The 18,020-nt window shown below is 59.3% G+C and carries 19 protein-coding genes; 11 read left to right on the forward strand and 8 right to left on the reverse strand.

Annotated elements, in window-relative coordinates; genetic code table 11:
• Positions 1 to 20: 20 nt before the first annotated feature.
• Genes ACSQ3H_RS24615 through ACSQ3H_RS24635 form a run of 5 tightly spaced genes read left to right on the forward strand, consistent with a single transcriptional unit; the run spans position 21 to position 4,368 of the window.
• Entirely contained in the window at positions 21 to 1,193 is a 1,173-nt protein-coding gene (locus ACSQ3H_RS24615) for a (5-formylfuran-3-yl)methyl phosphate synthase (RefSeq protein WP_436119746.1), read from the forward strand.
• Positions 1,190 to 1,825, forward strand: coding sequence for an amino acid kinase family protein (locus tag ACSQ3H_RS24620; RefSeq protein WP_436119747.1), 636 nt, complete (start codon positions 1,190 to 1,192; stop codon positions 1,823 to 1,825). The genes ACSQ3H_RS24615 and ACSQ3H_RS24620 overlap by 4 nt, the downstream gene beginning before the upstream one ends.
• Complete coding sequence (locus ACSQ3H_RS24625; RefSeq protein WP_436119748.1) at positions 1,822 to 2,373, forward strand: flavoprotein; 552 nt, start codon at positions 1,822 to 1,824, stop codon at positions 2,371 to 2,373. The genes ACSQ3H_RS24620 and ACSQ3H_RS24625 overlap by 4 nt, the downstream gene beginning before the upstream one ends.
• A complete protein-coding gene (locus ACSQ3H_RS24630) occupies positions 2,366 to 3,766 on the forward strand; it encodes a DUF6513 domain-containing protein (protein WP_436119749.1) in 1,401 nt (466 codons plus the stop codon). The genes ACSQ3H_RS24625 and ACSQ3H_RS24630 overlap by 8 nt, the downstream gene beginning before the upstream one ends.
• Positions 3,763 to 4,368 (forward strand): DUF447 domain-containing protein, encoded by a 606-nt coding sequence (locus ACSQ3H_RS24635; RefSeq protein WP_436119750.1) that lies wholly within the window; start codon positions 3,763 to 3,765, stop codon positions 4,366 to 4,368. The genes ACSQ3H_RS24630 and ACSQ3H_RS24635 overlap by 4 nt, the downstream gene beginning before the upstream one ends.
• Positions 4,369 to 4,371: 3 nt before the next feature.
• Here ACSQ3H_RS24635 and ACSQ3H_RS24640 read toward each other — a convergent pair whose 3' ends face one another.
• Complete coding sequence (locus ACSQ3H_RS24640) at positions 4,372 to 5,433, reverse strand: hydantoinase/oxoprolinase family protein (protein ID WP_436119751.1); 1,062 nt, start codon at positions 5,431 to 5,433, stop codon at positions 4,372 to 4,374.
• 27 nt (positions 5,434 to 5,460) lie between these two features.
• Between ACSQ3H_RS24640 and ACSQ3H_RS24645 the strand changes: the two genes are divergently transcribed.
• On the forward strand, positions 5,461 to 6,171 hold the full coding sequence (locus ACSQ3H_RS24645) for a HisA/HisF-related TIM barrel protein (RefSeq protein WP_436119752.1): 711 nt from the start codon (positions 5,461 to 5,463) through the stop codon (positions 6,169 to 6,171).
• Between the two features lie 120 nt (positions 6,172 to 6,291).
• On the opposite strand, the gene fae is transcribed toward ACSQ3H_RS24645, so the two are convergent.
• The 7 genes from fae to ACSQ3H_RS24680 all read right to left on the reverse strand — a co-directional run bounded on the left by fae (position 6,292) and on the right by ACSQ3H_RS24680 (position 12,682).
• On the reverse strand, positions 6,292 to 6,798 hold the full coding sequence (fae, locus tag ACSQ3H_RS24650; protein ID WP_436119753.1) for a formaldehyde-activating enzyme: 507 nt from the start codon (positions 6,796 to 6,798) through the stop codon (positions 6,292 to 6,294).
• A 153-nt stretch (positions 6,799 to 6,951) separates the two neighbouring features.
• Positions 6,952 to 7,815 carry a triphosphoribosyl-dephospho-CoA synthase gene (locus tag ACSQ3H_RS24655; protein WP_436119754.1) on the reverse strand — a complete coding sequence of 288 codons (864 nt, stop codon included), beginning with the start codon at positions 7,813 to 7,815 and terminating at the stop codon, positions 6,952 to 6,954.
• A complete protein-coding gene (locus ACSQ3H_RS24660) occupies positions 7,812 to 8,726 on the reverse strand; it encodes an ATP-grasp domain-containing protein (protein ID WP_436119755.1) in 915 nt (304 codons plus the stop codon). The genes ACSQ3H_RS24655 and ACSQ3H_RS24660 overlap by 4 nt, the downstream gene beginning before the upstream one ends.
• A gap of 9 nt (positions 8,727 to 8,735) precedes the next feature.
• The gene (mch, locus tag ACSQ3H_RS24665) at positions 8,736 to 9,689 is read right to left on the reverse strand and encodes a methenyltetrahydromethanopterin cyclohydrolase (RefSeq protein WP_436119756.1); all 954 of its coding nucleotides are present in this window, start codon (positions 9,687 to 9,689) and stop codon (positions 8,736 to 8,738) included.
• Positions 9,686 to 10,813: an ATP-grasp domain-containing protein gene (locus ACSQ3H_RS24670; protein ID WP_436119757.1), complete on the reverse strand. Its 1,128-nt coding sequence runs from the start codon at positions 10,811 to 10,813 to the stop codon at positions 9,686 to 9,688. Before ACSQ3H_RS24670 ends, mch begins: the two co-directional genes overlap by 4 nt.
• Entirely contained in the window at positions 10,791 to 11,687 is an 897-nt protein-coding gene (locus tag ACSQ3H_RS24675) for an NAD(P)-dependent methylenetetrahydromethanopterin dehydrogenase (protein ID WP_436119758.1), read from the reverse strand. Before ACSQ3H_RS24675 ends, ACSQ3H_RS24670 begins: the two co-directional genes overlap by 23 nt.
• A gap of 29 nt (positions 11,688 to 11,716) precedes the next feature.
• On the reverse strand, positions 11,717 to 12,682 hold the full coding sequence (locus tag ACSQ3H_RS24680) for a beta-ribofuranosylaminobenzene 5'-phosphate synthase family protein (RefSeq protein ID WP_436119759.1): 966 nt from the start codon (positions 12,680 to 12,682) through the stop codon (positions 11,717 to 11,719).
• Between the two features lie 100 nt (positions 12,683 to 12,782).
• On the opposite strand from ACSQ3H_RS24680, the gene ACSQ3H_RS24685 reads away from it, so the two are divergent.
• From ACSQ3H_RS24685 to ACSQ3H_RS24705, 5 genes are all read left to right on the forward strand, one after another.
• Positions 12,783 to 13,172, forward strand: a complete 390-nt coding sequence (locus ACSQ3H_RS24685; RefSeq protein WP_436119760.1) for a 4a-hydroxytetrahydrobiopterin dehydratase — start codon at positions 12,783 to 12,785, stop codon at positions 13,170 to 13,172.
• Between the two features lie 84 nt (positions 13,173 to 13,256).
• Positions 13,257 to 14,351: a tungsten formylmethanofuran dehydrogenase gene (locus tag ACSQ3H_RS24690; RefSeq protein WP_436119761.1), complete on the forward strand. Its 1,095-nt coding sequence runs from the start codon at positions 13,257 to 13,259 to the stop codon at positions 14,349 to 14,351.
• Positions 14,345 to 15,979: a formylmethanofuran dehydrogenase subunit A gene (locus ACSQ3H_RS24695; RefSeq protein ID WP_436119762.1), complete on the forward strand. Its 1,635-nt coding sequence runs from the start codon at positions 14,345 to 14,347 to the stop codon at positions 15,977 to 15,979. The genes ACSQ3H_RS24690 and ACSQ3H_RS24695 overlap by 7 nt, the downstream gene beginning before the upstream one ends.
• Complete coding sequence (gene fhcD, locus ACSQ3H_RS24700; protein ID WP_436119763.1) at positions 15,967 to 16,875, forward strand: formylmethanofuran--tetrahydromethanopterin N-formyltransferase; 909 nt, start codon at positions 15,967 to 15,969, stop codon at positions 16,873 to 16,875. Before ACSQ3H_RS24695 ends, fhcD begins: the two co-directional genes overlap by 13 nt.
• The gene (locus tag ACSQ3H_RS24705) at positions 16,872 to 17,687 is read left to right on the forward strand and encodes a formylmethanofuran dehydrogenase subunit C (protein WP_436119764.1); all 816 of its coding nucleotides are present in this window, start codon (positions 16,872 to 16,874) and stop codon (positions 17,685 to 17,687) included. Before fhcD ends, ACSQ3H_RS24705 begins: the two co-directional genes overlap by 4 nt.
• Positions 17,688 to 18,020: the final 333 nt, after the last annotated feature.

Consider the following 18,020-nt stretch of genomic DNA (forward strand, 5'->3'; position numbering starts at 1 on the left):
CTGTTTCAGGGGGTATGCTGATGACACAGATGCTGGCGAGTGTTCAGGACTTTCGGGAAGCGGAAATCGTCTTCCAGAATGGTGCGGATATCATCGATTTGAAGGATCCGGCCAATGGCGCGCTGGGCGCAGTTGAACCGTCCAAGCTTATGGAAGTTATCGATTTTATTGCAGGAAAGCGGCCCGTCAGCGCCGCTTGCGGCGATCTTCCCATGCAACCTGAAGTCGTTCGCAAAAAGGTTGAGGAATTTGCCGCAACCGGCGTGGACTATATCAAGATCGGGTTCTTCCCCTCAGGGCATTTAGCCGGCTGCCTGGAAGCATTGAGGGCTCTCGCTTCACACAATAAATTGATTGCCGTGCTCTTTGCCGACTACCGTGACACATATGGAAAAAACCTGTTCGAGGGGCTGTCTTCTGCCGGCTTTCACGGGGTGATGATCGACACGGCTGACAAGTCCGCCGGGCGGTTACTCGACCACATGACGCCGGACCAGATCGGCAAATTCATCAAGGATGGTCAGTCGCACGGATTGAAGGTGGGCGTTGCCGGATCGCTTGAAGCGCCGGATATTCCACGCTTGTTGGCGTATGCACCGGACTTTCTCGGTTTCCGCGGCGCACTGTGTTCAGGTCTCGACCGCACCGCGCCGATCGATGCGCAGGCAACGGCAAAGATTCGCGGCCTGATACCGGAGGCTCTGGAGGCGAGCGCACCTCCGGGCGTCGACTACAAGTTGCTCGCGGCGCGCGGTTATTTCCCCGATCCCGCCGAAGCCGGGCTTGGAACCGACAAGATCTTCGTCCGTGATTTCGTTCTGCCCGTCCATATCGGCGCCTATAGTTTCGAGCATGGCAAGGCGCAGAAAGTGCGTTTCGATGTGTCAGCCGATGTCCTGCGGGTGACACGCAATCCGGAAGACATGCGCCACGTCGTCTCCTACGATCTCATCATGGATGGCATTCGTGCCATTGTCGCGCGCGGCCATATCGAGCTTGCCGAAACGCTGGCAGAACAGGTGGCGGCTTTCGTTCTCGAAAATCCGCGGGTAACCCGCGTCCTGGTGCGGGCCGAAAAGCTGGAGCTTGGACCCGGCGGCGTCGGTGTCGAGATCGAGCGGAAAAACGATGTGAAGAACTCGTCGGCCAAGCCCCGGCCGATTCACGCCCACGGAGGCCGGAAATCCTCATGAAGCCGCTCGTCGTCAAGCTCGGAGGCAGCACGGCGGGCCATGCGGAAATGCTGTGCTGGATCGACGTTCTGGCGAGCGCAACCTTTCCGCTCGTTATCGTGCCCGGCGGCGGTCCCTTCGCCGATCAGGTGCGGATTTCGCAAAAGCGTCTCGGATATTCCGATGACGCGGCGCATGCGATGGCTATCCTTGCCATGGACCAGTTCGGCATTGCTATCGCCGAGCGCCACCGGCAATTGCGGGTGGCGCGTTCCATCGATGAAATAAACGCGATGTTGGACGCCGGTTCCACGCCGGTCTGGCTGCCGTCGTCGATGACTATTGGCGCCGCGGACATACCTTGTTCCTGGCAGATTACGTCGGATAGTTTAAGTGCCTGGTTGGCCAGAAAATTGCCCGCCGATACTTTGCTGCTGGTCAAGCAGACCGACGAATACACGCATTACGCGAGTGTGCCGGAACTTGCCGCCGCTGGCATCGTCGACAGCATGCTGCCGGACATGCTGGGCGAGGGCACAAGCCTGCATGTCGCCGGTCCCAAGATGCTAGATGCGCTCGATTTTCCCTTGGCATCCATCCCCGGCCGCATGATCATGCGGCACAGATATATCCAAGCTATGGGTGCGCAATGACGAAACTGCATACACCGCGCTGGGCCTGGGCATTGACCGGTTCGGGCCATTTCTTTGTGGAAAGCTTCGAACTGATACGCACGCTCGGACATTGTGACGTCTTCGTCTCGAAGGCCGCGAATGAAGTGCTGCGCATGTACGGACTGAAACTCGAATTTCCGGAAACCATGCGGGTGCTGCAAGACAAGACCGCGAGTTCCGTTCCTATCGGCGGGTTCTACCACGGTGTTTACCACACGGCAGTCATTGCCCCAGCAACATCCAACACGGTGGCGAAATGCGTCGCCGGCATCTCGGATACGCTCCCCACCAACGTCTATGCGCAGGCGGGAAAGTGCCTTGTGCCATCCATTGTCTTCGCCTGCGATACGGCGCCGGAGCTTGAAACCATGGCGCCAAGCGGCATGGTCAAGGTCTATCCGCGCCCGATCGATCTGGAAAACACCGCACGGCTCAAGACCTATGAAAGAACCAAGGTCGTCGAGTCGCTGGCCGAACTCGTAGAAACAATCACCGCCCGCCAAAAGGTGCTCTCCGGCGATGGCTGAGAAATTGTTGTTCCTGACCGGGCATCTCGCCCGCGCACGGCTGGAGCGAATTCTCGCCGATCTCGGTAAGACAGCGTTTACCTACGAAATTGTCGATATCGGCGTGAAGGTTGCGGCGCTGATGACCGAGGAGATCATCGCGCGCCGCCTGAAGCCGCCGATCACCGCCAACCGCGTCATCTTGCCGGGGCGCTATCGCGGTGATCTCGACAGTTTGAGCCAGCGTTTCGGCATTCCATTCGTCCGCGGTCCTGATGAGGTCGCCGATCTTCCTGTCTTTCTCGGGCGTGTCGGCAAGCCCATCGATCTTTCAAAGCATGACATGCGCATCTTCGCCGAAATCGTCGATGCATCGGCGCTGTCCCTCGATGCACTGATGCAGCGCGCAGCGGAGCTCGCCGCAGCCGGTGCCGATGTCATCGATCTCGGCTGCCTGCCGGAGACACCGTTTCCGCATCTCGCCGATGCCGTTCGCAACCTCAAGGCGCAAGGCCTCTCCGTCAGCGTGGATTCGGCCAATCTCGAAGAGCTTGAGACCGGCGCAGCGGCGGGTGCGGACTATCTTCTCAGCCTCACGGAAGAGACGATCGGCCTTGCGATCAAATATGGCGTCACGCCCATTCTCATACCTTCCATCCCGGGCGATCTCGATTCACTCGGCCGCGCCATCCATGCGGCGCAGGCAGCGAAGATCCCCTTCATCGCCGATCCGGTACTCGACCCGATCCATTTCGGCTTTGCCGGTTCGCTCGGGCGATTTCTGGAAGCGCGCCGCCGCTGGCCGGATATCCCTATGATGATGGGCACAGGCAATCTCACCGAACTGACCGACGCGGATTCCTCCGGCGTCACCGCCCTGCTTGCCGGCATCTGCTCGGAGCTGTCGATCGGAAATGTGCTCGTCGTCAATGTCAGCCCGCACACGATCCGCACGGTCGAGGAGCACGACAGCGCCCGCCGCACCATGTTCGCGGCGAAGCAGGATCATGCCCTGCCGCGCGGCTATGATGCCGGCCTCTTGCAGGTGCACGACCGCAAGCCCTATCCCAACAGCACCGAGGATATCGCCGCGCTTGCCGCCGACGTGCGTGACGCCAATTTCCGCATCATGACCGCGCCGGACGGTGTGCATATCTTCAATGGCAAGGGCCACAGAATAGCGCATGATGCTTTTGAACTTTTCCCGAGCCTCGACGTTGAGAGTGATGGTGCGCATGCTTTCTATCTCGGCGCCGAACTGACCAAGGCGGAGATCGCCTGGAAACTCGGCAAGCGTTACGCGCAGGACGAGCCGCTCACCTGGGGCGCGGCTGTTCCTGAGAAACAACAGGACCGCCTGCGGCTGGCCGAAGCAGGGCACACGTTGCGAGCGAAAAAGGATAAGGCGCCGTGACCTATATCAGGGAAACCATCGTCACCACGGTCGATACCAAGGGCGTTGCCCACATCGCGCCTCTCGGTATCATCCAGCAGGATGATGGTTGGGTCATCGCACCGTTTCATCCGTCGAAGACGCTGGAAAATCTCGCCGCCATTCCGTTTGCCATCGCCAACTATACCGATGACATGCTGGTCTTCGCCGGCTGTCTGACCGGCCGCAAGGACTGGCCGACTGTTGCCGTCAAGAACTGCCCGGTACCGCGCCTCGAGTCCGCGCTCAGTCATTCGGTGCTGAAGGTCGTCTCCGTCGATGACGATGCCCTGCGCCCGCGCCATTTCTGCAAAGTGGTTTCCGAGGCGACGCACGCACCGTTTACCGGGCTCAATCGCGCCAAGGCTGCCGTGCTCGAACTGGCTATCCTCGTCAGCCGCCTTTCCATGTTGCCGCCAGACAAAATCCAGGCGGAGATCGCTTATCTAACGATCGCAATCGAAAAGACCGGCGGGCCTGATGAACATCAGGCATGGTCATGGCTGATGCAGAAGGTCAAGGATCACCAGGATGCAGCTGATTCCAAAGGGAAAAGCGCAATTCATCACGGCGGCGATATCTGAAGTTTAACTCTCCTGCAGATGCAGGGACCCCAGCAACGCAACGGCCGCTGCCGGTGCAGCCTTGCTCGCATCATCGCGGGTATCTTCTGCGGCAGGGATCAACGACCCGAAATCGACATAGGGCCGGTCCATGCGTTTGGCGAGCTGCCTGATTTGCGGCCGCCCGATACCCGCGCCGACCACAGGCGCAGCGTGATCCAGCTTGCGCGCAACGCGAAAAGCCCCATCGTGGATCATGCGCAGTTGATGCTCGCTGAACCAGCGCGCAATATCGATCCATTCGCTCTCTTCAAGATCGCCGCTGTCGCGCCCGACCATGCGCGCTATGCGTTGAATGGAACCCGCGACGGTCTTTGGCAGCCGGTCCGCCGAAGGATATTTGTCGTCCGCCTCGTTCAGCGTGCCGAGAATGCGGCCGAGATCAGCGGTGTTGGCGAAATATTCGTTCATGAGCGGCGTCATATGCCCGCGTACCGGAACCAGTGCGGCGATGCCGATCAAGGCGGAACGGGCAAAACCCGTATAGACCAGCTCGCCGGTCAAGAGCCGCTCGGCATCGGAATAGCCGTCATTGACCAGCGCGCCGTGCTTGAACGCCAGGATGTCCGTCGTGGTCGAACCCATATCGACGAACAGACCGGTGCCTGCCAGTTTCGCACTCAACGAAGCGGTGGCGTGCCAGTTGGCAGAGGCGATGTCGCTGCCGAGGCTGCGCGCCGCACGGACATCGCAGAACCCCGCCCGACCCGCAAAGATCAGTGTGTTCTCAACGCCGAATTCCTCTTCGATGAAGTCCAGCAGGCCGGCAATTCCCGCATCGCGTGAGGTAAATGTATCGGACAACTCACCCGTCATGGTGAAAACGTTGACGTTGCCTGTCTCCCGCAACGGACCGAGCTCCCGCAATGCCTCGCGCGTTTGATCGACGCCAAGCCAAAGCGGCGTCTTGAGAATTCTGGCCGAGATGATCTCGCCATTCCGGCATCGTGCCATCTTGAGATGAGCGCCGCCAATATCCCAGCCGGTAACAAGGGTCTTTCCTTCGTTGGCAAATCGGGATTTCATGGGCGCATCATTCCGTAAGGTTTACTCGTGCATATCATTCCCGTACTCGACATAAAAGATGGCCTCGTGGTGCGTGCGCGCATGGGCGACCGCGATTCCTACAAGCCCATCGAAACCCCGCTCAGTCCCACCGCCGATATTCTCGATGTTGCGGCTGGCCTGCGCGCACTCTATCCTTTTCCGGCTTTCTATGTCGCCGATCTCGACGCAATAGAGCGGCGCCGGGAAAGTTCCTTGGACCAATTGAAGCCATTATTGTCGAAGGCGGATATCTGGCTGGACGCAGGTTTCAGCGATCGTGACCAACTGGAAATCGCTCTTGCGACAGACGGCATCTGGCCGGTCCTTGGTTCCGAATCCCAAACCGATACCTCGGTTCTCGACAGTCTTCATGCCAGCCCAAAGCTTATTCTTTCACTGGATTTTCGCGGCGACGAATTTCTCGGACCTCGAACAATCCTTCAGAATACAGAAATCTGGCCATCCCGGGTAATCGTCATGACGCTTGGCCGCGTCGGGGCCAATTCTGGTCCCGATTTCGAACGCCTGACAGAAATCAAGCGCCGCGCCGGACATCGTGCGGTGATAGCCGCCGGCGGGATCCGCGATGTGCACGATCTCGAACAATTGCAAGCTATCGGCATCTCGGCTGCGCTTGTGGCAACGGCGCTTCATAGTGGCGCGCTCACTCCCAAAGCCATCTCGTCTCTGATGAAGACTGAGAACATCACATACTGAGATAGTGGAAGAAGGGGGTGTCCCCCTTCTTCATGTCTAGAAGCCCAGACTTTTTGCCAACCGGCGCAACAGACCCTCCGGTTCCACAGAGGGTTTACTCTGTGCGGGGTTGTCTCGTGTCTAGGCGCTGAATGGATGCTTAACCGAATCGCGCTGCGCGGTTGCTTCGGCGGCAGTCGGCTTGCCCGTCACTGCGCGTTGAATTGCTTCCATGGTTGCGCGATAATTGAAGTCCTGGATCTTCGCGTCGTCTTCGGCTTCCCAGTGAATGAAGACACCGACGCACATAAACAGATCGTCAGCCTCGTCCGCTGGAATGGTGCCGTCGGCAACACTGTCCTGAACCGCTTTAGCCACTGCATGCTGGGCAGGTCCGAACATCTGGACAGCCTGTTTGGCGCCTTTGATCGTGACCTTGTTGAACAATATCGTGTTCGGCTTGCACGCCATATTCGGCGCGATAAGCGCAAGAAGGGAGGTGAACCCGTCCTTGTTGTTCGTCAATGCATGGCAGAATGCCGTTTCAACAGCACTTCCACGCGGTCCGATCAAAAGATCGATATGCGCAACTTCATTGCCATCGCCAATGAGCGATTCGCCAACCATAACCTTGTTGATTTTTGCCACGGCCAATTCCTCCTAAACCGTTTTTCCCAATGGTTTGTCCAAAGACGCCGCACCTCGAGACACGACTCCCGATGGACAGCTATCCTTGTTCACAGCACCCTTCGAGCGGGGTCGGTTGGCCAGATAGCAGCGGACGAAATCCGCTGGTGAAATTCAAGCATTTACCTCGTCATTATGCAAGACCAAGTTGAGATAGAATGCAAAAAGCGTTGCGACTGTCAGGTCCGCCGAGGTCCCCGGATTGATGTTGTCGCCCTTCAATTGCGCATCGAAAGCAAGAAGCAGCTTCTCGCGCTCTTTTCCGTTGTTGAGAGCTTCCACGCGCGGGAGAATTTGCTGAGCTTCCTTTTGTGTTTTCCTGGCAATTGCATCGCCATGCTTGCGGACAATATGACTGTCGGGAAATGCCGACAGGAAATGCAGATAGGTAAAGACGACGGGCCACATCTCGCGCTCGTCGCGATCGACGGCTGCTTTGTAAGCCTTGAGCCCACCGTCAAAAATATCGGCGAATCCGGTGACATATTGCCGGGCGATCATGTCGCGATCCGCAGCTTCGCCCATTGCTTCCAGCAGTGACACTTGCGGGACAGTCGATACGTCATGTTTGGGCGCTGAGCCAAGCCCACCCGGCTGCGCCAGCATGATCGCCAAAAAGACATTGCGCGCATCATCGACGTCCAGTTTGTCAAGCACCGACTCAAGTTGCGCCTGCAAATTGAGCTCCCCATTTTCGGCAGCTCTGGCCAAAGGAACGCACAAAAGCAGGATACCGAGATTGGTGTTGGTTTCGACCTTGCGGCGCGTCTCCCTGACCGCCGCAAGAATGCGCAGTCCGGTTGAAAGGGCAGGGTCTGTCACTGCTTGCGATGAAGCTTGGGCGCTTTCGAAAAACTGCTCGGCACTCATGCGATGACCGTCGGCAAAACGATGCACATTGCCGGGCTTCAGTGCGTCGATCTCCTGATAACAGGCGTCGATATAGGCGCGTCTTATCTGTTCGCGCGTCGGGGTCACGCCGCCGGTCTCTCGTCGAGTTCGTCCTCGATGCAAGTCGCCAGAGCATTGGCGATGCAATCGGCAATCCGCACAGGAACGACGGATTGCAGTCCGGTCCAGGCAGGCATGCTGTTAACCTCGAGGATGAGCAGTTTGCCGTCGGCGGCCGGAATGATATCGATACCGGCAAAATCCGTGCCGATTGCAGCGGAAGCGGCAAGCGCAAGGCTTTCCAGCTTGGCGCGCAACGGCCCTGCGACGGATTCGGCCTTCGCACCTTTGGCAATATTGGTGATCCAGCCTTCAGCCCGTCGCGCCATCATGCCCAGCACCTCGCCGTCGCAGGTAAAGACGCGATAGTCGCAGTAGGGCGGGCCCGGACGAGCCACGAAACGCTGCAGATAATAGACGTCATCGACTTCTTCCGGTTCCGGCAAATCCTCGACGTTGCGGATCAGACGAATACCCTTTCCCTGTGAGCCGAACAGCGGCTTCAGCACCAGTGGACCGTGCGTCAGTTCGCGTTCGGCGACGAACCTCGCATTGGCAATGCTTTCCACCGCAAAGGTTTCCGGTGTCGGCAGTCCTGCCTGCGCCAGAAAGAATGTCGTGGTCGATTTGTCGACGCAACGCTCGATAGCCTTGGCCGAGTTCCACACGGGAATGCCGAGATGCGCGAAGGCATGCAGGATACCGAGACGGCGGGTGATCGCCTCGAATGTGCCGGACGAAATCGAACGCACGATCACTGCTGCGGGCAGGGCGCCATTCATGCGTGGTACCGCGATGCCGGAGGGGTAGCGGCTGTCGAAGCCGATATCCACCAGCGGCAGCGCCAGAACGTTGAAGCCGAGCGATCGCAGCGAAGCCCGCAGCTGTTTCACCTGGCGGTCGGGCCGGTCGGAAAGGATCAGTATCGTATCTGCCATGTTTGCGTCTCAGCCCAGGGATTGTTCCAGCATTGCGTTGTGAATTCCGCCGCTGCGGAACGTATCACCGGTTTCGATCGCTGTAACGATCACCTCGGCGGGGCTGAACAGATGCGGATCGATGGCATAGAAATCGCCTTTGAACTTCTTGAAGATATCGGCGAAAGGCTGGCCGTGATCGCGGGAGGTGTGGCTTGGTAGCTGCTCCGCCAGATCGCGCGCCGCCTCCGCACTTCCCTTGACGAAAAGCTGGACCGTACCACCATAGATGATTGCGTCATTGGTCCGGCCCATAGCCTTCAAAAAGTCCGGATGTGGCGCAGGGATCGGCGCTCGGCCCGCACCATCGACAATATCGGCGAGCGGGAATTTCAGGTCGTGCGCCTTGTGCAGGGCGACCTCGAGCACACGCCCGACGATCTGCACTGCGCCTGTCAGGCTTTGCGTCGGCGCGTAGATGAAAGTCAGCCTATCGGGAGCGAGACCCGTAGCCTTCGACACTTTCTCAACGATTGCGCCGGGCGGCGGGGTTGAGGTCTCAAGTACGATCACCGACGATTCTGCCTTTGGTTCGCGGTAGGCGATTTCCTCGAATAGCGGCTCAACCCGTGCCAGCGCCCGCACCGGACCGGAACCCATGGCGAAGTACTTTTCGTGCGAGAGGTTCCACCCGGCATACTGGCTGGCGAGGCAGGCGAGAACCGGCTGCGACGAACGGATATCCACCGAGTAGGGCCATTTGCCCGCACCCAGCCCCGCCGACACGGTTCCAAGCCCGCCGAGGCAGATTTCGACGATCAGCAGCCCCGCCTCGATGCCACCCGGACTATCCGCGCCAGCGTCGATCAGATGTTCGCCAAGATCACCGCGGCTGTGGCTGATACCAAGCCGGTCCGCATCCTCGATCATCCTGTCGGTTATGCGTTGCGCGTTTCTGTTGAGATAGGCATGACCGTCCCTCATGGAAAATCTCCCCTCCAATTAATCGAGAGTTCCTTGACGCGGTTCTTTACGGCCCGCATCGCTGCGGCAGCCGAAGGAGCCGTGGCAAAAACCGTACAGACAGGATCGCCTGCTGCGAGCGTGGTGCCACACATCTGATGATCGGCCGTCATGGCTGGCCAATCAAATTTCGGAAAGGTGTTGATGACTTTCGCCGTGTAGGCGATCGCGGATGCCGCCGAGCCGTCATAGGCCGGCTTCGAAATGCTCGACCCCATAACCGCGCGCAGATGTTCGCGTAGAAGCGGGATCTCGTCATTGTCGAAAATGTCGAGCGTCGCGCCGGGCCGCGGATTGATCTCGATGAGATGCAGACCGGCATCGCCATCGATGAAATCGGCGCTATTGAGGCCAGCAAGTCCCGTTCTCTTGGTTAAATCCGTCAGCCATTCTTCGATCTGGAAGGTCTTCTCCCGATCGTAACGACGCAAGCGCACGGCACCGCCATAGCGAAACGGCGTGTGTTTCGCAGGCGACGACCATTGCCGGCTGAACCCCACAATGTGCGCCTGTTGCCTGTCGGCGAGAAATAGCGCGGATAGGTTTTTGCCCAGAACGAAGCGCTGAAAATAATGCTCATGTCCGGACGTATCGCCGTTCGCTGGCTTCACATGCGAACCGCCTGCAGCGCCGGCAAGTTTTGTCAGCCATTCTTGCGGATGTTCGGGAGCATCGAATCGAATATCCGGATGTGGTATCGACAACTCGGAACATAGCCGCGCCAGCCGGGCCGGATCCTTTACGAGGCGGATAGTTTCCGCAGTGTTCCCGGCGACAGCAAACCTGCGCGAAATCGCTTCGATCATCTCCGGCCTGCGTTCGAAACCCGAGCCGTAGATCACGGCCACCGGCTGGTCGTCGCCGGCGAGGCGAGTCAGCGTCTCCACGACTTGTTCCGCATCGATCCCACGCTGCAGGCTGCCGGAAAGCTTCACGGCGCGATCCGCCAATACCAGCGTATCGGCATCGTTGAAAAGGTCGGCGACCAACGGCCGGAAACCGGCACGCCGCGCCGCCGCTGCAAGCGAGCGTCCGGAAATCGCGGCGATCAGGATCGCGGGATTATTTGGCAAGGTCGCGAGCAAGGGTGAATGCGTCCCGAAAATCAAAGATAACCGGCTTTTTCGCCTTGATCATCTGTTCGAACAAACCGGCTTGCGTCTTGTATTTGACGTTGCCGATGGAGAGCGGACCAATGCCGACAGCCTGTGTCGCATCGAGTGGTTCGCCATTGGCATTGACTTTCAGGCCCTCGATACCAGCCGGAGGGACAGCATTCACATCGGCGGCGACGAGAAGCCCGCCTGCAGAGCCGAGCTGCGCTTTCGAAATCACCTGAACGCCAGCCTTTGCCGCCGCCAGAACGACTTCCGCATCCTCGACGATTGCGGCCTTTCTGGCTTCCGTCGAACCGTCGGCGGGCTCGACTGTCACACCAAACCGCTGCTTGATCGATGCCGCGATCTCCTGCACGCGTTCCAGGCCATCGTGACCGACAATCGTCACCCGCGCACCCTGTTCGGCCGCGATTACCGCCGTGCAATAGCCGACGACACCCGTCGCGCCGAAGACCGCAACTGAGGTTCCGTTCAGTTCACGGTCATGGTGCTTGATCAGCGCCTTCTCAACCTTGGCGACCATTGCAGCGGCGGTTGTAAAAGATCCCGCCGGATCGGCGAATACCGAGATTTCGAAGGGTGGCACCATGGCTTTCTTTGCAGCGTCGAGCATGTCGAGCGCCGTCGGCGCGTCCTTGCCTGCGAGGAAGATACCAGTTGCGACACCCGCGTCCGGCGGGCGCGAGAAGATCGCGTCCTGAACGAGATTGCCGACATCGGAAAGGCTGACATCCGTATAGGGAACCACGGCGTCGTAGCCTGCATCGAGCGCCATATTGACGTCGAACGGGCTCATCTGCCGGAGTGGTGTCAGCATGTGAAGGATCGTCTTGCGGCTCACTGTTTCCGCTCCCTGTTAATAGTGGTACCCTAAGCTGTTGCGAAGTTTAACGTGGTGTGCGTGATATCCGCGCCCGCGTTTCTGCCCGCAACGATCTGGATGGTGGTGCCTGGCGACCGCCCGCCGATCTCATCGACGATGCGCGTCGCGTCCAACTGCGAGGCGGCAAAGGCGAAACCCGTCGGTCCCCATGAACTCTGGCCGATACCGACAGCGCCAGCCTGCGCCAGCCGCCGGATGGTGGCTTCGACGTGTTTGCTGGTGAAGACGCCGCCCTGCGCCGGTGCAAAATAATTACCGATCTCGGTCTGGATGGCTTCGACCGCCCGGCCGAACGATGCCAGATCCTGCTCGATCAACGCCGGCATGATACCCATCAGGACATGGCGGCAGATCGAAGCCGACGTTTCAACGGGGAACGGCGGTAATGTCCGGAAAGCTTCGATCTCTGCCTCGCCATGGATCCCTTGTGTCGAGGCATCGAAGACGAGGATAATGCGCCAGGCTTCAGGGAACGGGATGCGCGAGATGACTGTGGGTGCCGCGCTGCCAGCTCCCTTTCCCGCATCGACGATCAGGCCGCCCTCTTCGAATGCGGCAATGCCGATGCCCGAGCGGGAGCCGCGCCCGAGCAGCACAGCGTCGTTGACGGTGTCGAGCGGCAGGCCATGCAGCGTGCGAATCGCAGCCGCGACAGCCAGAGCGATCTGCGTGCCGGAACCGAGGCCGATATGCCGCGGGATCGTCCGCTGCACATGGATCCGGTGCTGCGCCTTGATACCGAGATGATGGCAGAGTGTCGCGACATGCTGTTCGATGCGCGCCTGTTCGTCGCCGTTAACCTGTGTCTCGTTCGAACGGCAAATCGTCAGGACTGTCGCTATATCCTGCACAGGCAGGCCGATGCTGCCGAAGCGGTCGGTGCCAGAACGCGGTATATCGAGAAAGCCGAGATGAAGGCGCGCCGGGACTTTGATGGTGACGGATTCCGACATTTGCTATTCTTTACACAATCTCAAAAATCGGGCCCTGCACTATGATATCGTCTTTCGACCGAGGTGCAAGCACCATGAACGAAGAAGTGGAGTATCGCCGATGACCGATGAAAAGAAGCCCAAGGAAAAGGTATATTCCGAAAGCGAAATCACAGAAAAACTCCAGGCGGAATTGCCGCACTGGCGCTATGAGAACGGCTGGATTCGCCGCAAGTACAAGACCCATGGCTGGAAATCGACCCTGATGGTAATCAATACGGTCGGCCATCTCGCCGAAGCCGCCTGGCATCACCCGGACTTGAAGGCCTCCTATGCCTGGGTGGAAGTCCTGCTGCAGAACCATGCCGCCAAGGGCATCACCGACAAGGATTTCGAGCTCGCCAAAAAGATCGAGAGCGTTGTGCAGTGGCAGCCGGGCAAGGAGGCGGGATCGCTGGAAGGAACGCCGCAAACCGACCAGCGCTTCGCCTACGTTAAGTACGACGATTGATCTAAAATTTTTTTGCACACCGACAGGGTTCACATTCGAAAAAAAGGTCGCTAAGTTTAAGCTGGCACCAGAAAGTTGCGGAATATGTCGGTTGCATGGGTTGGCAGCCAGCCGGTACCTTTGACGGATGCTGTTCGGAATGCTGCAAAGCTTCTGGCATCCAGCCGCTGTCCAGTTTTCACCCTCGATGCGGATGTGCATGGTACGCGCAGTGCCATTGCGCTGGCAGAACGGTTAGGTGGGGCTTACGATCACGCCAGGGGCAAGGTGCTTGCCACCGAAGTCGCGCTTTTCACCGACAGTGGCGGTATGTTCACGACGCCGGGAGAAGCGCGCCGTCGTTCCAGCCTGATCGTTATCGTCGGCGAAATCCCATCCGCGCATCACGAACTCCTGCAGGCCTGGGCGGATTCACAGCCGGATCTCGGTGACAAGCAGAAGCGCAGCTGGTTCCACATCAATGGAACCGAAACGAGTGAAGCCGGCAAGCTTGCCCGCAAATTGAGGGCCGTGCCACTTCTGGGCGAGGGCCTGTCGCTGGGTGCTGCGCTTGGCGTCCTTCGCGCCGAGCTGCAGGGCCGCCGCATCGCGGCCTCCCTGACGAACATAGACCGCTTCAAGAAAGCCCTGACCACGGCGCAATTCCCGGTGTTCGTCTTCTCGGGCACGTCGGGCGAAGCGGCTGGCCTCATCATGCTCCAGGGCCTGGTCGCCGATCTGAACAAGACAGGCCGCGCCAGCAGCGTATTTCTGCCTGCCGATGACGACGCATGGGGTACGGCTCTCACCTCCCTGTGGATGACAGGATTTCCGCCTCGAACAGGTTTCACCAATAGCCTCCCAAGCTATGACCCCGGGCGATGGGATATCCAGCGCATGATCCGCGACAAGGAAGCGGACCTTCATGTCTGGATGTCGACGAGGGGCGGCGAAAATCCCCCCCAGGGGGGAAGGATCCCGCTGATATCTCTCAGCAAGACCAATGCCCCAACCTCGGGGGCGAAAGTCACCATTTCCGTCGGAAGGGCCGGCATCGATCATGATGGCGTTTGCTATTCGAGCCGCATCGGCACATTCAGGGCGGTGCAGGCCACCCAGCCTTCGCAATTGCCGAGTGTCTCGAGCGTCATAGGCCAACTAGCGGAGGCACTTCCGGGTCGAAAGGCTTTGCCATGCTGATCCGTCTTACCGGTGGAGAGGTCGTCGATCCCGTCCACGGCGCAACAGCAAAGCGCGACGTCTGGATCAGGGACGGCTTGCTCACCGATGTGCCCAAGGGCGAAACGGCGGATGAAACACACGACGTCTCGGGCTGCATCGTCATGGCAGGCGCCATCGATATCCATTCGCATATCGGCGGCGGCAATGTGAACACGGCGCGGCTGCTCCTGCCCGAACACCACCGGGCGCATCAGCCGCGACCAGCCAATACGCCGCTTTCCAATGCCGGCTGGTCGACCTTCCAGACCGGCACGCTCTACGCCCAAATGGGCTTCACTACCGTGGTAGAGCCTGCCATGGCGCCGTACACGGCACTGCATACGCACCTGGAACTCGCCGACATTCCAATCATCGACAAAGCGACGCTTGCTATCCTCGGCAATGACGATTTCACGCTGTCACTGCTTCGCAATGGCAAGTCCTCGGCAATGCTCGACGATTATGTTGCATGGGTGGTCGGCTCAACCCGTGCTCTTGGCGTGAAAGTCATCAATGCCGGAGCGGCGGCCGCCTTCAAGGAGAATGTCCGTTCCTTTTCGCTGGATGATACCGTGCCGGAATATGGCGTCAGCTCCCGCAAGATCGTCAAGTCGCTGCAGGCCTCGGTAACCCGCCTCGGCGTGCCGCATCCCTTGCATGTGCATGCCAACAATCTCGGGATTGCCGGCAGCGCCGATACGGCTGCCGCGACAATCGCCGCGAGCGAAGGGGTGCCGTTGCATCTCGCTCATCTGCAATTCTATGGCTATGGCACCGAAGGCAAGCGCAAATTCTCATCCGAGGCGGCGCGGCTGGCGGAAGCCGTCAACGCCAACCCCGATGTCACCATCGATATCGGCCAGGTGATGTTCGGACAAACCGTGACGATCTCGTCGGATGTGATGCGGCAGTTTTCGGCCATCGGCAATGCCAATCCTAAAAAGACCGTCATTTTGGACGGCGACGGCAACGGCGGCGGCGGCATCGTACCCTATCGTTACAAGCAGGATTATTACGGCTCGTTGCAATGGGCCGTCGGGCTTGAGCTTTTCCTGCTCATCACCGATCCGTGGCGGGTGTTCTTCACCACCGACCACCCGAATGGCGCGCCCTTCACCGCCTATCCGGAATTGTTCGAACTGTTGATGAGCAGCAGCGCACGCGATGCGAAATCGACAGAACTCAACGCCACCGCGCTCGGCCTGACGACGCTCGCCTCCATCCGCCGCGAATACAATTTCGAAGAGATTGCGATCATGACGCGTGCGGCACCGGCCAAGCTCCTCGGCCTCAAGGATCGCGGTCACCTCGGGGCAGGGGCCATCGCCGATGTCGCGGTCTATCGCAAGGGCAAGGACATCGCCAAGATGTTCCGCGAGGCAGCTCTGGTTTTCAAGAGTGGTGACCTTGTGGTCAAGAACGGCAAGGTCACCCACTATCGCTGGGGCAAGACGCTGCGGCTCAGCCCGCCGCCGGACAAGGCAATGGTCAAGCACATGCAAACCTATCATGAAGAGCGCTACGGCCTGTCGCTCGACTGGTTCACTTTCCCCGATTCCGCCATCCAGCGGGACGAACCGTTTGCGGAGGTCTCATGCAACAGCTGACCCGCAACGGCGTCATCATCGACGATACGTTCGCCGAAGCCTTCGGCATGCGCGCGACCGCGATCATCATCACTGCACCGACGCTGAAATGGGCGCGGCAGGCCGCTATCACCATGACTGGCTATGCGACGTCCGTCATTGGTTGCGGCTGCGAGGCGGCCATCGATAGGGACCTGCCGGCATCAAAGACGCCGGACGGGCGGCCAGGCTGCCGCGTCATGATCTTCGCCATGGGCACGGATGAATTGCAGAAGCAGCTGAAGAACCGCCTTGGCCAATGTGTGCTGACCTCGCCCGGCAGTGCCTGTTTTGCCGATCTCGAAGGAACGGCACCGCTCGATCTCGGCAATGCGCTGCGCTATTTCGGCGATGGCTGGCAGATATCGAAGAAATTCGGCGGCAAGCATTATTGGCGCGTGCCGGTCATGGATGGCGAGTTCCTGTGCGAGGCGACGACAGGATTGACCAAGCTCGCCGTCGGCGGCGGCAACCTTTTGTTTCTCGCCGCCGACAATGCCAAGGCACTGCGCGCCGCGGAACGCGCCGTAGCCGCCATCGAAAAGGTCCCGGGCGCGATCATGCCGTTCCCGGGCGGCGTGGTCCGGTCTGGCTCCAAAGTCGGCGGCAAATATAAGGGCATGGTGGCCTCGACCAATGATGCTTTCGCGCCGACGCTGCGCGGCGTCGTCAACAGTGCGCTGACACCGGAGGTTAGTGCGGTGCTGGAGATTGTCATTGATGGCGAAACCAACGACGCTGTGGCGGCCGCCATGCGGGCCGGGCTGAAAGCGGTCGTCGAACTTGGCCCCAAGCGAGGCGCGCTTAGGATCAGTGCCGGCAATTACGGCGGTAAGCTCGGCAAGTTCCATTACCACCTGAAGGATCTGCTGCCATGAAAGCGCTGACCTTCTCGCTCCTTGCCGAACCGGAAGAACGTCTGGACCTATCGGCTCTGACGCCTCCTGTGCTAACCGGGCTGACAGATGTTCAGATCGCAAAACTGCGCGTTGGCACAAGCCGCTATCCCGCTACGGTGGGCGATGTTTTCAAGATAACCGGCAAAGATACAAACAGCATTGTTTTCGAGGGTGGTAGCGCGCGCTTCGACAAGATCGGTGCCGGGTTGAGTGGTGGCGCCATTCGCGTGATCGGCAACGTCGGTATTGAGGCCGGCAGGAAAATGTCCGGCGGGTCCTTGGCTATCGACGGCAGTGCCGGCGATCATGCTGGTTCCGGCATGATTGATGGCCGGCTCGAGATCAAGGGCAATGCGGGAGACTATCTTGGCGGGCCGCTTGCTGGCGAAATCACTGGCATGGAAGGCGGTATGCTGATCGTTCGCGGCAAGGCCGGAAATTATGCTGGCGAGCGATTGCGCCGCGGCATCGTCGCTATCCTCAAGGGCTGCGGTGACTATGCCGGCTACCGCATGATCGCCGGATCTATTGTCGTCACCGGGCGCATTGGTGCGATGCCTGGTTACCTGATGAAACGCGGCTCCTTGTTCCTTGACCGCCGCCCGGAAAATCTCTCGCCGACTTTCGTCGATTGTGGTGAGACGGACGTCGCTTTTTCCACCGTGTTCGACCGGTTTCTCATCCAGGAAAAAATCATGGACAAGCCGCTGCTTGGAACGAGGCCCGGCAAGTTTGGCGGCGACGTTGCCGTGTCGGGCAAGGGCGAGATTCTGTTCCGGCGAGGCAGGTAAATTCCAGCGCCGTACCCGCCAGTACGGCAAATTGGCTCGCACGGCCGAATCGTTGCGAAAGGGCCCAAAAATTAAAGAAACGCTCGTTCAATTAATCTGCCGCCGGATTGCCGAAATCTACCATTCTCACGGTGCCCGGAAGCTGTTTTAGGGGCAGATATCGGACGCCTTTGTGCGATTCTCACATACGAATGCCGGATTCTCATGCAAGAAACCTCGAATCTGGGGCAAGATTCTCAACCGGCGCGTTTATTCTGATTGTATCAAGTTGTGAGAAACCCGCAATTTGGCGAGTGGGTGGAATTCGACGACTGGCAATCGGTGCAGTCTCGC

It is taken from the genome of Phyllobacterium sp. LjRoot231 (genome assembly GCF_964253365.1).
Taxonomy (GTDB): domain Bacteria; phylum Pseudomonadota; class Alphaproteobacteria; order Rhizobiales; family Rhizobiaceae; genus Phyllobacterium.

What these genes read in the sequence shown, in the direction of transcription:
- ACSQ3H_RS24615 (WP_436119746.1), top strand. Translation starts at nt 21, where the DNA reads ATGACACAGATGCTGGCGAGTGTTCAGGACTTTCGGGAAGCGGAAATC.
- ACSQ3H_RS24620 (WP_436119747.1), top strand. Translation starts at nt 1,190, where the DNA reads ATGAAGCCGCTCGTCGTCAAGCTCGGAGGCAGCACGGCGGGCCATGCG.
- ACSQ3H_RS24625 (WP_436119748.1), top strand. Translation starts at nt 1,822, where the DNA reads ATGACGAAACTGCATACACCGCGCTGGGCCTGGGCATTGACCGGTTCG.
- ACSQ3H_RS24630 (WP_436119749.1), top strand. Translation starts at nt 2,366, where the DNA reads ATGGCTGAGAAATTGTTGTTCCTGACCGGGCATCTCGCCCGCGCACGG.
- ACSQ3H_RS24640 (WP_436119751.1), bottom strand. Translation starts at nt 5,433, where the DNA reads ATGAAATCCCGATTTGCCAACGAAGGAAAGACCCTTGTTACCGGCTGG.
- ACSQ3H_RS24660 (WP_436119755.1), bottom strand. Translation starts at nt 8,726, where the DNA reads ATGGCAGATACGATACTGATCCTTTCCGACCGGCCCGACCGCCAGGTG.
- mch (WP_436119756.1), bottom strand. Translation starts at nt 9,689, where the DNA reads ATGAGGGACGGTCATGCCTATCTCAACAGAAACGCGCAACGCATAACC.
- ACSQ3H_RS24680 (WP_436119759.1), bottom strand. Translation starts at nt 12,682, where the DNA reads ATGTCGGAATCCGTCACCATCAAAGTCCCGGCGCGCCTTCATCTCGGC.
- ACSQ3H_RS24685 (WP_436119760.1), top strand. Translation starts at nt 12,783, where the DNA reads ATGACCGATGAAAAGAAGCCCAAGGAAAAGGTATATTCCGAAAGCGAA.
- ACSQ3H_RS24690 (WP_436119761.1), top strand. Translation starts at nt 13,257, where the DNA reads ATGTCGGTTGCATGGGTTGGCAGCCAGCCGGTACCTTTGACGGATGCT.
- ACSQ3H_RS24695 (WP_436119762.1), top strand. Translation starts at nt 14,345, where the DNA reads ATGCTGATCCGTCTTACCGGTGGAGAGGTCGTCGATCCCGTCCACGGC.
- fhcD (WP_436119763.1), top strand. Translation starts at nt 15,967, where the DNA reads ATGCAACAGCTGACCCGCAACGGCGTCATCATCGACGATACGTTCGCC.
- ACSQ3H_RS24705 (WP_436119764.1), top strand. Translation starts at nt 16,872, where the DNA reads ATGAAAGCGCTGACCTTCTCGCTCCTTGCCGAACCGGAAGAACGTCTG.